Origin of the sequence: Sphingorhabdus sp., assembly GCF_050921905.1 — a bacterium.
Classification (GTDB): Bacteria; Pseudomonadota; Alphaproteobacteria; order Sphingomonadales; family Sphingomonadaceae; genus Sphingorhabdus_B.
On sequence record NZ_CP050888.1, the window covers coordinates 623,511 to 638,519 of the forward strand.

The following is a 15,009-nucleotide window of genomic DNA, read 5'->3' on the forward strand; positions in this document are numbered from 1 at the left end:
TGCGCATGGTGCTTGTCAGTCCTTGGCGGCGCGAATACATGGGCACAACAAAGGAGATTATCATGGCTACTAAATCCGTTGGCGACAATGACTTCGCCGCAACCGTGCTGGCATCAGGCAAACCCGTATTGGTTGATTTTTGGGCCGAATGGTGCGGCCCATGCAAGATGATTGGCCCAAGCCTTGAAGAAATCAGTGAAGAATTGGCCGGACAGGTTGAGATCGTGAAGCTGAACATTGATGATCATCCCGATACGCCCGCCAAATATGGTGTGCGCGGGATTCCGACGATGATCCTGTTCAAGGGCGGCGAAATTGCGGATACGAAGGTCGGCGCAGCGCCCAAGGCGCAATTGAAAAGCTGGCTCGAAGCCGCGCTTTAACTGCGATAATCGGCGTTGATGCTGATATAGCCATGGGTCAGGTCGCACGTCCACACCGTGGCGCGCCCCGACCCCAGGCCCAGATCAACGCCGATTTCTATGTCCTTTTGCTTTAGGTGACGCGCCACGGGCGCTTCATCATAATCTGCAACCGCAAGGCCATTATGTGCGACTAAAGTCGCGCCAAAGCGTATGGAAAGCGTGTCGCGGTTCGCAGGCTCGCCAGCTTTACCAACCGCCATAACGACGCGGCCCCAATTGGCATCCTCTCCCGCAATCGCCGTTTTGACCAAGGGCGAATTGGCAACCGCCATGCCCACGCGCCGCGCACTGTCATTGCTAACGGCCCCTGTGACCTGAATTTCAATAAACTTCTGCGCCCCTTCGCCATCACGCACCACGAGATGCGCCAATTGGCGACAAACATCGTTTAGCGCTGCTGCAAAAGCGTCGGCTCCGGCGTCTTCAAACGAGGCCAAGCGCGCATTACCTGCCTTGCCTGTGGCAAAGGCGAGGACTGTGTCGCTGGTGGAGGTATCGCTGTCCACGGTAATGCAGCTAAAGCTTGCTTGATTGGCGGCGGACAAAAGCTGCTGCAAAAACGCCGCGTCGACGGCGGCGTCGGTGAAGATATAACCCAACATCGTGGCCATATCGGGTGCGATCATGCCTGAACCCTTGATAATGCCGACAATCTGCACCTTGCGGCCATCGACCATAGCGCTGGCGGTTGCGCCCTTGGCAAAGGTGTCGGTGGTGCCGATACCATGCGTGATATCTTCCCAACTGCATATAGCAGCATCAAACACGGCCCGCAGCCCGGCCTGCGCCTTGTCGATGGGCAAAGGCACGCCAATGACGCCGGTTGAAGACACGAATATCTCCGTCACGTCGCAGTTCAAATGGGCCGCCACTTGGCCGACAATCGCGTCCACCGCGTCTTTGCCCCGCTGCCCGGTGAAGGCGTTGCTATTGCCCGCATTCACCACCAACGCGCGGGCACTGCCGTGCGGCAAATGCGCGCGGCACAGATCAACCTCCGCTGAACAGCACAGATTTTGCGTAGTTACCCCCGCAACTGTGGTGCCCGCATCAAACGTAACATAGCTCAGGTCACAACGGTCCCATTCCTTATACCCCGCCCGCGCAACACGCGGCGTCGCGCCCGCAATGTCGGGCATGATGGGAAAAGATATGGCGAGTGGAGAATTGCTAGACAAGTAACTTGAACCTTGTAATATTTTGAGAATTCTCTGGAGGGCGTGTGAATGGTATATTTCGTCTATCTGCTGGCCGCAATTGGCGCAACTGGCAATGCACGCCAGCTAATTCGCTTCGGGATAGACGAGCAGCCTTTGTCTCCCTATATGCGTCGAAGCACCTCTTAGGGCACAATATGCGTTTACTGATTTATCTACTGGCGATGATGAGCGGATTTTCCGCTGCGGAGGCTGCACGTCCGGTGTCTTCCGCGTCGGCATCTGTGGATACCGCGGTTGCGCAGGCTTATGTTGCGGCCGCCGCGCTTGAAGCTGTTGCCGCTTGCGAACCTGTGGTCCGTGAGGCCGCGAACGTGCGCGTGTCACTTGCACCCGCCGTCGGTGAAGCGAAGCTGGTTGCCGTAACGCCAGATACGCCGGTTGACCGGCATGATATCATTTTAGGTTAGGCTTTCTGCGCCCTTTGGGGTGCGTTCAATAGCTACCTACCGCGCGCCAACCGCGCGCGTTTCCAATATATTTTGAAGGAATTATCCATGCTCGGCGGATTTGCTAAAGCCATATTCGGGTCGTCGAACGACCGTTACGTCAAATCAATCATGAAGATTGTCGAAAACATCAACGCGCTTGAAGTCGACATCGCCGCCATGGACGATGAACGTCTTAAAGGGCAGACGCAGCTATTCCGAGATCGTCTGGCCGCTGGAGAGACGCTTGACGATATCCTGCCAGAGGCGTTTGCCACTGTGCGCGAAGCATCAAAGCGCGTCATGGGCATGCGTCATTTCGATGTGCAGATGGTCGGCGGTATTGTGCTGCATCGTGGCGAAATCGCCGAAATGCGGACGGGTGAGGGTAAAACCTTGACCGAAACATTGCCCTGCTATCTCAACGCGCTTGAGGGCAAAGGCGTTCATGTTGTGACCGTGAACGACTATCTGGCCCGCCGTGACGCGGAATGGATGGGCCGGATTTACGGGTTCCTTGGCCTTACGACAGGGGTTGTCGTTCCAAACATCGCCGAAAATGATCGCCGCGACGCATATGCTTGCGATATCACTTATGCGACGAACAACGAACTTGGCTTCGATTATTTGCGCGACAATATGAAATATGAACGCGCGCAAATGGTGCAGCGCCCGTTCAACTTCGCGATTGTCGATGAAGTCGATTCTATCTTGGTCGATGAAGCGCGGACGCCGCTGATTATTTCCGGCCCGACCGACGACAAATCCGAACTCTATATGCAGGTCCATGCCGTCGTTCTCCAGTTGGACGCGGGCGATTATGAGAAAGACGAAAAGAGCCGCAATGTTACGCTAACCGAAGATGGCACCGAGAAGGTCGAGCGGATGCTTGAGGGCGCTGGCTTGCTGATGGGCTCTAATCTTTATGATTATGAAAATACCTTGGTCGTCCACCATCTTGATCAGGCTCTCAAAGCAAATGTGATGTTCAAGCGCGACATTGATTACATCGTCAAGGATGGCAAGGTCATCATCATCGACGAATTTACAGGGCGCATGATGGATGGGCGTCGCTGGTCCAACGGCCTGCACCAAGCGGTTGAGGCCAAAGAGGGCGTGGATATTGAGCCGGAAAACCAGACGCTGGCGACCATCACTTTCCAGAATTATTTCCGCATGTATCCCAAATTGTCCGGGATGACGGGCACCGCGGCCACCGAGGCTGGCGAGTTTCATGAAATCTACAAGCTAAACGTCGTCGAAATTCCGACCAACGTGCCCGTGCAGCGCGTGGATGAGGATGACCAATTCTACAAAAACACCCAAGATAAATTCGGCGCGATTGCCAAAACGATCAAAGAGGCGAATGACCGTGGTCAGCCCGTATTGGTCGGAACGGTGTCGATTGAAAAATCAGAGCTGTTGTCCGAATTTTTGGAGAAAGAAGACGTCAAGCACAGCGTCCTGAACGCCCGCTTCCACGAAAGCGAAGCGCATATTGTGGCGCAAGCCGGGCGGTTGGGCAGCGTTACCATCGCCACCAACATGGCGGGTCGCGGTACGGATATTCAACTGGGCGGCAACTTTGAATTTCGGTTGAATGACGAATTGCGTGACATGCCCGAGGGGCCAGCGCGCGATGCCGCCATCGCGGCCTTGCAAGCCGAAATCGCGGCGGAAAAAGCGAAAGTTATCGAAGCAGGCGGATTGTTTGTCCTTGCCACAGAACGCCATGAAAGCCGCCGTATCGATAACCAGTTGCGTGGCCGTTCGGGGCGTCAGGGTGACCCCGGGCTCTCCCGTTTCTATTTGTCGCTCGACGATGATCTGTTGCGTATTTTCGGCTCGGAAACATTATTCTCGCGGATGATGAACTCCAGCCTTGAAGATGGGGAGGCGATTGGCGGCAAATGGCTGTCGAAAGCTATCGAAACCGCGCAGAAAAAGGTGGAGGCGCGCAACTATGACATCCGCAAGCAGTTGGTCGAATATGACAATGTCATGAATGACCAACGCAAGGTCATCTATGAACAACGCAGCGACATCATGGATGCGCAAGCCGTCGATGATATCATTGACGATATGCTCAACGATACCGTCAACAACCTTGTCGGCGACCATTGCCCAGAGGGCACGTATCCCGAGCAATGGAATGTGGAGGGGCTCAAGCAAAAATGCACTGAGCTGCTGGGGCTGACGCCTGATATCGACGATTGGTTGAAGGAAGACGGTCTTGAACCCGAAATCATCGAAACCCGCATCGCCGATATGGCGACCGAAAAGTTCAAGGCGAAGGGCGCTGTTCTTGACGATGCCATCTGGCGTCAGGTTGAAAAAAGTATCTTGCTGCAAACGCTCGACCATCATTGGAAAGAGCATTTGTCCACGCTCGATGCCTTACGTCAGGTGATTTACCTGCGCGCTTATGCGCAGAAGAACCCGGTCAACGAATATAAGCAAGAGGCATTTGGCCTGTTTGAACGCATGTTATCGGCTATTCGCGAAGGCGTGACCAAAACCATCGCCACCAATGATTTCCGCGCGGAGGAAGAATTTGTTCCGCAAGATTTGCCTGAACTCCCCGATTTCCTGACAACGCATATCGACCCGTTTACAGGCGAAGATAACAGCGATGATATTGACGCCGGTTCGCTTGGGTTGGTGACAACGACGATCCCGCGTCCAGCGATGGCATCTGGGGGCATCGACCCATATGCAGGCGACCCTGATCTGCGCCGCAACGACCCATGTCCGTGCGGTTCGGGAAAGAAATATAAGCACTGTCACGGCGCATTTTAATCAGGAGATGAGGGAAGGGCGAAGATGATCTGGCTGGCCAGCCTCTTTGCTCTTGTCGCATTTGTCTATGCGTCGGTTGGCTTTGGCGGCGGGTCCACCTACACGGCGCTGCTTGCTTTATGGGGGGTGGATTACCGACTGATCCCGGTGATTGCCCTTGTCTGCAACATCATCGTCGTGACCGGGGGCAGCATCCGCTTTGTGCGCGCTGGCTTGGTGTCCTGGCCGCAAGTTCTCCCGTTGCTGATGGTATCTGCCCCGCTTGCCTTCGCAGGCGGGCTGGTGCCGCTGAAACAGGTTATGTTCCTGACGATATTGGGTGGCGCATTGTTGGCGTCGGCCATCGCGCTTTTTCTCCAAGCGGATAAGATGACGCCGCGCGCAGTTCCAAAGCCATTGTTGCTGGCGCTTTCGGGCGGCGTGGGCTTGCTGGCTGGCCTGTCGGGCATTGGCGGGGGCATATTCATGGCACCGGTCTTACACCTGATCCGCTGGGCAGAGCCACGCCGCATCGCCGCCTTCGCGTCGCTTTACATATTGATCAACTCGGCGGCGGGTTTGCTTGGTCAAATAGTGAAATCAGGGGCGCATTCGCTTGCCGAGCCTGCGCTGCAATATGGACTGCTGCTCGGCGCTGTGTTGGTCGGCGGACAATGCGGCAGCCTGTTCGGCATGCGCTATATCTCCCCACGCTTGTTACGTGTGCTAACGGCCTCATTGGTCGGCTATGCCGCGCTCCGGCTACTCTGGCAGGCCCATGGGCCGCTTTAGCGTCTACTGAGCCAGAAAAGGCTTCCCGGGAGTGCCGAAAATGGCGGGGTTTGGGCCATGCTGGCGGATAGGGCCATCGACTGAAAACCCTGTGGTCCATGAGGCACGTTTTGGCATTATGCTAAGGTGCAGCAAATCGGGCTAAAATTGGTGATTGTAAATTTATACCAAATGCGGATGTTCCGGACATGACAACATTGCGGACGAAGAAGTGCTAATCGAAGTTACAGGACCAGTCGCGGTTGCTGATCGGACGACAGGATCGGATGCGCTCGCCAGTCAATTCGACCATAGTGCCTTGGTTTAAGCCCTCCGGGTTGCGGCCGGGTAACCGAACAATAGCGACCCCTCCATCTGGAATTCCCTCGCGGTATATTACAGCGCGGGGCGGATAACCGACGAGTTCTTTGTCGTGCAACTGGGCAAAGTTCCGCATCTGTCGAATGGACATTGCGTTTTCGATGGCGAAACTCAACAGCATAGCGACAATCAGTGCCGCTATGGGCAATACGCGGCCAATATGCATCCGCCAGTGAGACGGATGATAGCTCGGCTTGGAAAACAGCGTCACAATAGCTGTGCAAACCGCAATAGCTCCAAGGACAAACCAAGCAATCTTCCAGAACAGAAGTGCTACAAAGTCTTGTGCTGCTAGGACGCTGCCGGGATGTAAGGCAACTGCCGTGACAACATATACTGGAAAGAACAGCACGAGCAGGACAGCGGCGAATTTCTCGTTGAAGGTAAAGGGCTGGAGGTTTTCCATTATGCGTCAGATAATAAGAAACTTGATGTCCATTTTCCACAAAATTCCAGACATACAGGCAACAATGTCCCGCCGCCGATAGCTGCCGCTGGTTCATAGACTGACCGAATGGCCGCTCTCCGACCATATGCGATAAAAACGGACTATCAGGATACGACCCAATTCCAGACGTGAACTCAAGGGAAACACTATCCTAAAACCGTCCGGTCCGTTATACAATGAATTGATGTAGTTAGCCGGGAATCTGATCGTGCTAAAACACAGCAATTTCAATTTCTTAGCCAGAAAAATGGCTCCCCGGGAGGGATTCGAACCCCCGACCAATTGATTAACAGTCAACTGCTCTACCACTGAGCTACCAGGGAACGGCCCGATATGTTCAGGCAGAGGCGCGCCTATAGCAGCGCTTTTTTGCTTTTGGCAAGCGCCCATTGCCCGTTCAGACAATAAATTGTTCCATCGATATGCGATCATCCAAGGCATGTTCCGGATCGAACATCAAAGTCAGCGCGCGGTTGCGGTCCAGGGCCACTTCGACATGCGCGATATCGCGGATTTCGCGTTGATCTGCGACCGCGCTCACTGGCCTTTTACTCGCCTCCAATATTTTGATTCGGATGACATAGCGGTCGGGCAATATTGCGCCTTTCCAACGTCGCGGCCGAAATGGGCTGATGGGGGTCAAGGCGAGCAACGAGGAGTCCAAAGGCAAAATGGGGCCATTGGCGGATAAATTATACGCGGTGGAACCGGCGGGCGTGGAGACCAATATGCCGTCGCAAATGAGTTCGGGGATGACGGCCCTGCCGTTGACCGAAATCTCCAGCTTTGCCGCCTGACGCGTTTCGCGCAGCAGGGAAACTTCGTTAATCGCGGGCAATGTGAATTTTTGACCGCTGATGGTGGTTATCTCCGTCGTCAACGGACGGACAGAAAAGGACTTGGCGCGTTGCAAGCGTCTGGGAAGGTCATGCACGTCCCAGCCATTCATCAAAAAGCCAATGGTGCCGCGGTTCATGCCATAAGCGGGAATGTCGCGGCGGCTTTCCAATAACTGGTGCAAAACCTGAAGCATGTGCCCGTCGCCACCCAGCACAATGACGGCATCGGCGCTGTCGAGCGGCACAAATTCATGCACTTCGCGCAAAAGTGCTTCGGCTTCACGGGCTTGCGGGGTTGCCGATGAGATGATCGCAAGTTGCATATTTTGGTTCATCCACCTGTTGCGTTCATATGTCGCGCGAGCCGCAAACCGGGCTGCGCAAGCTGTGTTTCGAATTCATGGCGCTGGGGTTTAAGCCGCAAAGCCTTTTGAAGCAAATGATCGACATCTGATAGCGTGTCCTCACGCAGCGCCTTGCGTAAATCGACATGCAGTTCCGAACCAAGACACATGTAAATCTTGCCGTCGGTGGTCAGGCGGATCCGGTTACATTGGTCGCAGAAATTATGGCTCATGGGGGTGATGAGGCCAAGGCGAAGGTCCAATGGCGAAACCCGCCAATAGCGGGCAGGGCCTGCGCTCTTATGCGCTAAAGGTTGGAGATCATAAAGTGCGCGCAACGGCGCCGTAAAGTCATCAAGCGCAATGTAGCTCTCTTCGCGTTCCGAGCCGCCAGCGCCCAAGGGCATGGTTTCTATCAAGGTGAGATCAAGCCCATTTTCCGCACAGAAATGCGCCATCGGCAACAGCGCGTCTTCATTCTGATGCTTCAGCGCGACCATGTTGATTTTGACATCCATATTGTGCGCGCGCGCCGCAGTTATGCCGGCCAACACTATATTGAGGTCTCCACCCCGGCTGATGCGACGAAACGCGACTGCATCCAAAGTATCGAGGCTGACGTTAATCCTTTTCATGCCCGCCGAGGCGAGCAACGGGGCAAATTGCACCAGCCTGCTGCCATTGGTTGTCATGGTCAGTTCGTCGAGAGCGCCATTGCGCACATGCTGACCAAGCGCGTCGATCAAGATATGGATGTCGCGCCGCACAAGGGGTTCGCCGCCGGTAAGGCGGATTTTGCGGATGCCATGGGCGATGAATCGCTCCACCAAAACTAGGATTTCGTCATAGGTCAGCAGGTCGCGATGCGGCAAAAAGCTTTGCTGTTCCGGCATGCAATATGTGCAACGAAAATTGCAACGGTCGGTCACCGATATCCGTAAATAGTCGATATTGCGTCCGAAACCGTCAATCATTTTTGCGATGTAAGCGCAAAACCGTGCAGACGAAAGCTTAATCCAACAGCGGCAATAATGAGGGCAGGATTATTCTGCGCGCGTCACCGCTTACACCCAACCGTTGCGAGGATTTGGTCCGAATCTGCGTTCAGCCCGATTTGCGCGCCAGACTGGCGAGGCCACGTGACAGTTGCAAACATCCGTTTAATCGCGCCACAGGGTCGCCCCAAACGCGGTTGATCACCAGCTTGCTATCGGGGCGCAGCTTCGCCGTTTGGCCTAGCTTGTCGACATAAGCGAGCAACCCAGCGATATTGGGCGGCGTGTCCTGATGGAAGCTGACCAATGTCCCGCGCGCCCCGACTTCGATCTTGGCGACTTGCGCGATAAGCGCGTTTTGCTTGATCTGGATAAGCTTGAGCAGGTTTTGCGTGGGTTCGGGGATCGGACCAAATCGGTCGGTCATTTCCGCAGCGAAGCCTTCGACTTCTTGGCCTTCTTCGAGGTCGTTCAGGCGGCGATACAGCGCCATGCGGACCGACAGGTCGGGGACATAATCTTCGGGAATAAGGATTGGGGCGTCGATGGTGATTTGCGGTGAGAAGCTGCCACGTGGTTTGGCCAGCCCCTGCGCGCCCGCGCGGGCCTCAAGGATCGCTTCTTCCAGCATCGATTGATACAATTCAAAGCCTACTTCTTTGATGTGGCCGGATTGTTCGTCACCCACCAAATTGCCTGCGCCGCGAATGTCGAGGTCATGGCTTGCAAGCTGGAATCCTGCACCCAGGCTATCCAGATCGCCAAGCACCTTCAGGCGCTTCTCCGCCGTCTCTGTGAGCACATGGTTGGGTTCGTGGGTCAAATAGGCATATGCGCGCGTTTTGGAGCGTCCCACGCGCCCGCGAAGCTGATATAATTGCGCAAGGCCGAAACGGTCTGCGCGTAGGATGATGAGGGTGTTGGCGCTTGGAATATCGAGGCCGCTTTCGACGATGGTCGTTGAAAGCAGCACATCATAACGCTTTTCATAAAAAGCGCTCATGCGCTCCTCGACTTGTGTGGGCGACATTTGGCCATGTGCGGTAACATATTTCACTTCGGGTATTTCGGTGCGCAGAAATTCCTCAACCTCGGTCAAATCGGTAATGCGCGGCACAACGAAAAAGCTTTGCCCGCCACGATAATGCTCGCGCAGCAAAGCCTCGCGCAGCACGACCGGGTCCCACGGCATGACATAGGTGCGCACGGCCAGACGGTCGACCGGTGGGGTTTGAATGACCGACAGATCACGCAAGCCCGACATCGCCATCTGCAATGTCCGTGGTATGGGCGTAGCGGTGAGCGTGAGCATATGCACGTCGGTCTTGAGCGCCTTCAATTGCTCCTTGTGATTAACGCCGAAGCGTTGTTCTTCATCCACAATGACAAGCCCAAGGCGTTTGAACAGGAGCGACTTTGCGAGCACGGCATGCGTCCCGATCACAATATCCACGGTCCCATCGGCAAGGCCCTCACGCGTTTGCGTGGCTTCTGCAGTGGGCACAAGCCGCGACAGCCGACCCAGTTTCAAAGGCAAATCACGGAAACGTTCGGCAAAATTCGCATAATGCTGCCGCGCCAGCAGGGTCGTTGGCGCAATGACAGCGACCTGAAGCCCCGCCATTGCCGCCGCAAAAGCGGCGCGCATCGCAACTTCGGTTTTACCAAAGCCAACATCTCCGCACACCAATCGGTCCATAGGCTTGCCAGCCGACAGGTCCTGAAGCACTTCTTCAATCACGCGGAGCTGATCTTCGGTTTCCTCATAAGGGAAGCGATCAACGAAACTCGCATAAGCAGGGCCATCAACCTCAATAACGGACCCCGGCCGTAATGCGCGCTCGGCGGCGGTTTTGAGCAATTCGCCGGCAATGGCGCGGATACGTTCTTTCAGCTTCGACTTACGCCGCTGCCACGCTTCGCCGCCCAATTTGTCGAGCGCGACATGTTCGCTGTCTGAACCATAACGCGACAGCACGTCGATATTTTCAACAGGGACGTATAATTTGTCGCCGCCCGAATAGGTAAGGGCAACGCAGTCATGCGGGCTATTGCCGACGGGGATGGAAATCAGGCCATCATAGCGCCCGATACCATGGTCTTGGTGGACAACGAGGTCACCCGGCGTCAGCGCGGCCAATTCGGCCAAGAAAGCGTCCGCCGACTTGCGCCGCTTCTGGCGACGCACAAGACGGTCGCCAAGCATGTCCTGTTCGCTCAGCACCACAAGGTCGGGCGTGGTATAGCCATGGTCCAGCGGCAGAACGACCATGGCGGTTTGGCCAGCGGCGACGCCCAAGGCTTGCTGCCAACTATCGACTGCGACAATCGTCGGTGCCTTATGCTCTGCCAGCAACCCCTTCAGCCGTTCGCGCGCGCCACCTGAGTAGCTGGCAATGACTGTCTTGGTTTTGGCGGCATGAAGCGATTTAAGATAAGCGGCCACCGCCTCATACACATTTGCCTTTTGCGCCCGTTCCGGCGCGAAGTCGCGCGCGGCACCAATGCCGAAGTCGATGATGTTTGCCGAGTCCGGCTGCGAAAAGGGTGTGACGAGATGCGCAGCATTATCCGCAAATAACTGGTCGAGTTCATCGCCACTTAGGTACAGCATTTCGGGCGGTAGCGGGCGGTAGCTTCCGGGCTCTGCTGCCTGCGCCTTCACACGGTTTTCGTGATAGTCGGTGATCGAGTCGAGCCGTGACTGGCCCGCCGCAATCGCGCCGCTGTCGCGGATAATCAGGGCGTCTGCACCAACATGGTCGAATATGGTCGCCATGCGCTCTTCAAACAATGGCAGCCAATGGTCCATGCCGGACAGCCTGCGGCCTTCGGATACCGCTTGATATAGTGGGTCGCCGGTTGCAGTGACGCCAAATCGATCACGGTAGCTTATGCGGAAGCGTTTAATGGCCTCTTCGTCCATTAAGGCTTCTACCGCTGGCAAGATGTCGAAATGATCGACCTGATCAATGCTGCGTTGGTCCGATGGGTTAAAGCGGCGGATGCTTTCAATTTCATCGCCGAAGAAATCAAGGCGAAGTCCGACTTCGCTGCCGGCGGGAAACAGGTCGACAATGCTACCGCGTATCGCGAATTCGCCAGCGTCGGCGACTGTGTCCACGCGAAAATAGCCGTTGGATTGTAATAAGGACGCCAGCCGCGCACGGCTTATCTCGCGGCCAGCGGTCAACCGCTCGCCTGTCTGGCGAATGCGGAAAGGCGTCACATATTTTTGAATGACCGCGCTTATGGTCGTGACCACAAGCTGCTTCTTTTTCGCAGGTTGTTGAAGTGCTTGCAAAGTCGACATGCGCTGTGATGTGACGGCGACTGAAGGCGACGCGCGGTCGTAGGGCAGGCAATCCCAACCGGGCAGAATCAGAATTTCGATTTCAGGCGCAAAAAAAGGCACTGCATCCGCAATGGCGCGCATCGCGGCTTCATCGGGCGCAATGTAGAGCGCACGTGTCTTTGCCGCGCGCGTGAGGTCCGCCAGCAACAATGGCGCAAAGCCATTTGGAACCGACGCAAGCGTGAGTGCTTGGCGGCTGTTTATGATGCGTTGCAGGTCAATCATGACTTATGGGTGCTGAGTCCTTCAGGAAGCACAATGAAATCCAGTCGCATCATCTGGTCCATCAACGGGCCAGCAAAGGCCGGATCCGGCGCAGCCGTGCCGAGCGCCCATGACATGATGTCAACATCCTGTTCATCCAGCAGGCGTTCAAACCATTCATACTCAACCTCGCCCCATTGCGCAGAGCAATGATCGAAAAACCCACCGACCATAGCGTCGGCCTCACGCGTGCCACGGTGGTGCGCGCGATAATGTAGTTTGCGACGATAGGGGTCAGCGTCCATGTCACGACTCCTTTAAGCTTCTGGTGGAATATGATTTGCGGGTTATAAGAGGCCCTAGTCATGCGCCCCGATATACTCAATCCGTTATTTGCAGACATACGTGCCCTAAAGGGTGTCGGGCCTGGTCTTGCCAAGCCGTTGGAGCGGCTTGGGCTGGAACGGGTGAAGGATGTTCTGTACCATTTCCCCCACAGTTGGACCTATCGCAAGGCGGTGTCGCGTTTGGATGTGGCCGATGTGGGCCAAAACATCATCCTCACCGTGACCGTTATGGACCATCGCGGTGGAAATAGCCCACGTGCGCCATTACGCATATTCGCGGCAGACGTGGACGGCAATTACATTACGCTGACTTTCTTTGGCCGGAATGGTGGTTGGGCGCGTAAGCAGCTTCCCGTTGGCGAAACGCGCATAATATCGGGCAAATTGGACCGTTATGGCGACGAGCTTCAGATGGTCCATCCCGACCATATTGTGCCCATCGGTAGTGACGCCTCGCCGGGGCTGGCCGAACCGATATATCCCTTGTCCGATGGCCTTACCAATAAGCGCATGGGGCAATTGGCGGCGGCATCTTTACAAGCTGTGCCTGATTTGGCGGAGTGGATTGAACCGACCTTGTTATCCAGTCGGGGATGGCCAAGCTGGTCGAAGTCTATCAACCTACTGCACAACAAGGATGACCAAGACGCGCGGAATAGGCTGGCTTATGATGAGCTATTCAGCAACCAACTTGCAATGCGTTTAATCCGTGCGGCGATGGACAAAAGAACCGCCGTGCCGATACGCGGCGATGGCGCTTTGGTGTCAAAGCTACGATTGCCTTTCGCGCTCACAGGCGCTCAACAGCGCGCCATTGCCGAGATAGAGGGCGATCTTGCCCAGTCGCGGCCCATGCTGCGCTTGCTGCAAGGCGATGTGGGCGCTGGTAAGACGATGGTCGCGCTGATGGCGCTGCTGCGCGGCGTTGAGGCAGGGATGCAGTCGGCGATGCTCGCGCCGACAGAAATCCTTGCGCGGCAGCATTATGCCAGCCTTCAAAAAATACTTTCTGGCCTGCCCATCAACATTGCGATTCTTACGGGTCGCGAAAAAGGCCGCTTGCGTGAGGCAACTTTGATGGGGCTTGCCGATGGGTCCATTCACATCCTTGTTGGCACCCATGCGATATTTCAGGAAGCTGTGACCTATAAGGCGCTTGCGGTCGCGGTGATTGATGAACAGCACCGCTTTGGCGTGTCACAACGGCTGATGCTGTCCCGCAAGGGCAGGGGCGTGCCGCATTTGTTGGTCATGACGGCTACCCCAATCCCACGCAGTCTTGCGCTTGCCGCTTATGGTGAAATGGATAGCTCGATACTGGACGAGCTTCCCCCCGGACGGACGCCGGTTGAAACCCGGGTGATGTCGCAGGACCGGCTATCGGAACTCGTTGATGGCGTCGCGCGGCATCTCGCCGCTGGAAAACAGGCGTTTTGGGTGTGCCCATTAATAGAGGAAAGCGACAAAAGCGACCTCGCCGCCGCCGAACAACGCGCTGAACAGCTTCGCTTGCGCTTTGGTGATCAGGTTGCGCTGGTGCACGGGCGGATGCGCGGCCCGGAAAAAGACGCCGTCATGGAACACTTTGTTGCAGGCAAAACGCGGTTGCTGGTTGCAACAACGGTGATTGAGGTTGGCGTGGACGTTCCAAATGCCAGCCTTATGGTGATTGAGGCAGCGGATCGCTTTGGTCTTGCACAACTGCACCAGTTACGCGGGCGGGTTGGTCGAGGGGCCGAGAAATCAGCCTGCATCCTTGTCCGCAGCACGCAAATTGGCGAAACAGCGCGGGCACGACTGGCGTTGATGCGCGAGACGAACGATGGTTTTCGCATTGCCGAAGAGGATTTGAAACTGCGCGGCGCGGGTGAATTGCTGGGCACAAGGCAGTCGGGCGAAAACCCGTTTCGCGTCGCGACGCCCGAACAAGTCCGCGCGCTGATTGGCGTCGCCGCAGATGATGCGCGCCTGTTGCTTGACCGAGACGGCGGGCTTGATGGCGCGCGCGGTCAGGCGGCGCGGATGGCGTTATACTTGTTTGAAAGAGATGCAGGTGTTGCCACCCTGCGCGGCGGTTAGCGGCTTTTGTGACTAGGGTGTGATTTATATGAGTCACGGCCTAATTTCGTTCAGCAGTACTTGAAAATCAGGGAAACGCAGCACGCGTTCAAATTGCAGCCCCGCGCGTTGGGCCACTGTCCAGATAACCAGCGCTTCAATCCGGCCAATAATCGGCAATCGTAATTCAACCCTTTCGCCGCGTTCGTAACCGGGGTTGTTGTCGATCATAAACCCTTGCGCAGAAATGTTCACTATATGGATATACTGATCGCCATGCCGTCGGCTTTCGGCAATCACCTTATAGTTGGAACGGTGCCGCTCCGCGCGACGCAAATTCATATCTGAATTTTGTAAGGCTTGCGCCATGCTCAGCACCCCATGCGCTGTTTAATTGAAACAGCAATATGGGCCAGAGT

General features: G+C 55.8%; 12 protein-coding genes and 1 tRNA gene. 5 read left to right on the top strand and 8 right to left on the bottom strand.

Going from position 1 to position 15,009, the window contains the following annotated elements:
* The first annotated feature begins 62 nt into the window (after nucleotides 1–62).
* On the top strand, nucleotides 63–383 hold the full coding sequence (trxA, locus tag HEQ18_RS03055; RefSeq protein WP_300038735.1) for a thioredoxin: 321 nt from the start codon (nucleotides 63–65) through the stop codon (nucleotides 381–383).
* On the opposite strand, the gene argJ is transcribed toward trxA, so the two are convergent.
* Complete coding sequence (gene argJ, locus HEQ18_RS03060) at nucleotides 380–1,603, bottom strand: bifunctional glutamate N-acetyltransferase/amino-acid acetyltransferase ArgJ (protein WP_432815463.1); 1,224 nt, start codon at nucleotides 1,601–1,603, stop codon at nucleotides 380–382. The genes trxA and argJ overlap by 4 nt on opposite strands.
* A gap of 176 nt (nucleotides 1,604–1,779) precedes the next feature.
* Between argJ and HEQ18_RS03065 the strand changes: the two genes are divergently transcribed.
* The 3 genes from HEQ18_RS03065 to HEQ18_RS03075 all read left to right on the top strand — a co-directional run bounded on the left by HEQ18_RS03065 (nucleotide 1,780) and on the right by HEQ18_RS03075 (nucleotide 5,640).
* The gene (locus HEQ18_RS03065) at nucleotides 1,780–2,052 is read left to right on the top strand and encodes a hypothetical protein (protein WP_432815464.1); all 273 of its coding nucleotides are present in this window, start codon (nucleotides 1,780–1,782) and stop codon (nucleotides 2,050–2,052) included.
* 87 nt (nucleotides 2,053–2,139) lie between these two features.
* Nucleotides 2,140–4,869, top strand: a complete 2,730-nt coding sequence (secA, locus tag HEQ18_RS03070) for a preprotein translocase subunit SecA (RefSeq protein ID WP_432815465.1) — start codon at nucleotides 2,140–2,142, stop codon at nucleotides 4,867–4,869.
* A 24-nt stretch (nucleotides 4,870–4,893) separates the two neighbouring features.
* Entirely contained in the window at nucleotides 4,894–5,640 is a 747-nt protein-coding gene (locus HEQ18_RS03075) for a sulfite exporter TauE/SafE family protein (RefSeq protein WP_432815466.1), read from the top strand.
* A 214-nt stretch (nucleotides 5,641–5,854) separates the two neighbouring features.
* On the opposite strand, the gene HEQ18_RS03080 is transcribed toward HEQ18_RS03075, so the two are convergent.
* The 6 genes from HEQ18_RS03080 to HEQ18_RS03105 all read right to left on the bottom strand — a co-directional run bounded on the left by HEQ18_RS03080 (nucleotide 5,855) and on the right by HEQ18_RS03105 (nucleotide 12,490).
* Complete coding sequence (locus HEQ18_RS03080) at nucleotides 5,855–6,406, bottom strand: hypothetical protein (protein ID WP_432815467.1); 552 nt, start codon at nucleotides 6,404–6,406, stop codon at nucleotides 5,855–5,857.
* A gap of 290 nt (nucleotides 6,407–6,696) precedes the next feature.
* Nucleotides 6,697–6,771 (bottom strand) — tRNA-Asn (locus HEQ18_RS03085).
* A gap of 74 nt (nucleotides 6,772–6,845) precedes the next feature.
* Complete coding sequence (locus HEQ18_RS03090; protein WP_397581158.1) at nucleotides 6,846–7,622, bottom strand: NAD kinase; 777 nt, start codon at nucleotides 7,620–7,622, stop codon at nucleotides 6,846–6,848.
* Complete coding sequence (moaA, locus tag HEQ18_RS03095; protein WP_432815468.1) at nucleotides 7,619–8,605, bottom strand: GTP 3',8-cyclase MoaA; 987 nt, start codon at nucleotides 8,603–8,605, stop codon at nucleotides 7,619–7,621. Before moaA ends, HEQ18_RS03090 begins: the two co-directional genes overlap by 4 nt.
* A 130-nt stretch (nucleotides 8,606–8,735) precedes the next feature.
* Nucleotides 8,736–12,206, bottom strand: coding sequence for a transcription-repair coupling factor (gene mfd / locus HEQ18_RS03100; RefSeq protein ID WP_432815469.1), 3,471 nt, complete (start codon nucleotides 12,204–12,206; stop codon nucleotides 8,736–8,738).
* Nucleotides 12,203–12,490 (bottom strand): succinate dehydrogenase assembly factor 2, encoded by a 288-nt coding sequence (locus HEQ18_RS03105; RefSeq protein ID WP_432815470.1) that lies wholly within the window; start codon nucleotides 12,488–12,490, stop codon nucleotides 12,203–12,205. The genes mfd and HEQ18_RS03105 overlap by 4 nt, the downstream gene beginning before the upstream one ends.
* 60 nt (nucleotides 12,491–12,550) lie before the next feature.
* Between HEQ18_RS03105 and recG the strand changes: the two genes are divergently transcribed.
* Nucleotides 12,551–14,611: an ATP-dependent DNA helicase RecG gene (gene recG, locus HEQ18_RS03110; RefSeq protein WP_432815471.1), complete on the top strand. Its 2,061-nt coding sequence runs from the start codon at nucleotides 12,551–12,553 to the stop codon at nucleotides 14,609–14,611.
* Nucleotides 14,612–14,644: 33 nt separating this feature from the next.
* On the opposite strand, the gene HEQ18_RS03115 is transcribed toward recG, so the two are convergent.
* A complete protein-coding gene (locus HEQ18_RS03115) occupies nucleotides 14,645–14,959 on the bottom strand; it encodes a PilZ domain-containing protein (protein ID WP_432815472.1) in 315 nt (104 codons plus the stop codon).
* Nucleotides 14,960–15,009 lie beyond the last annotated feature (50 nt).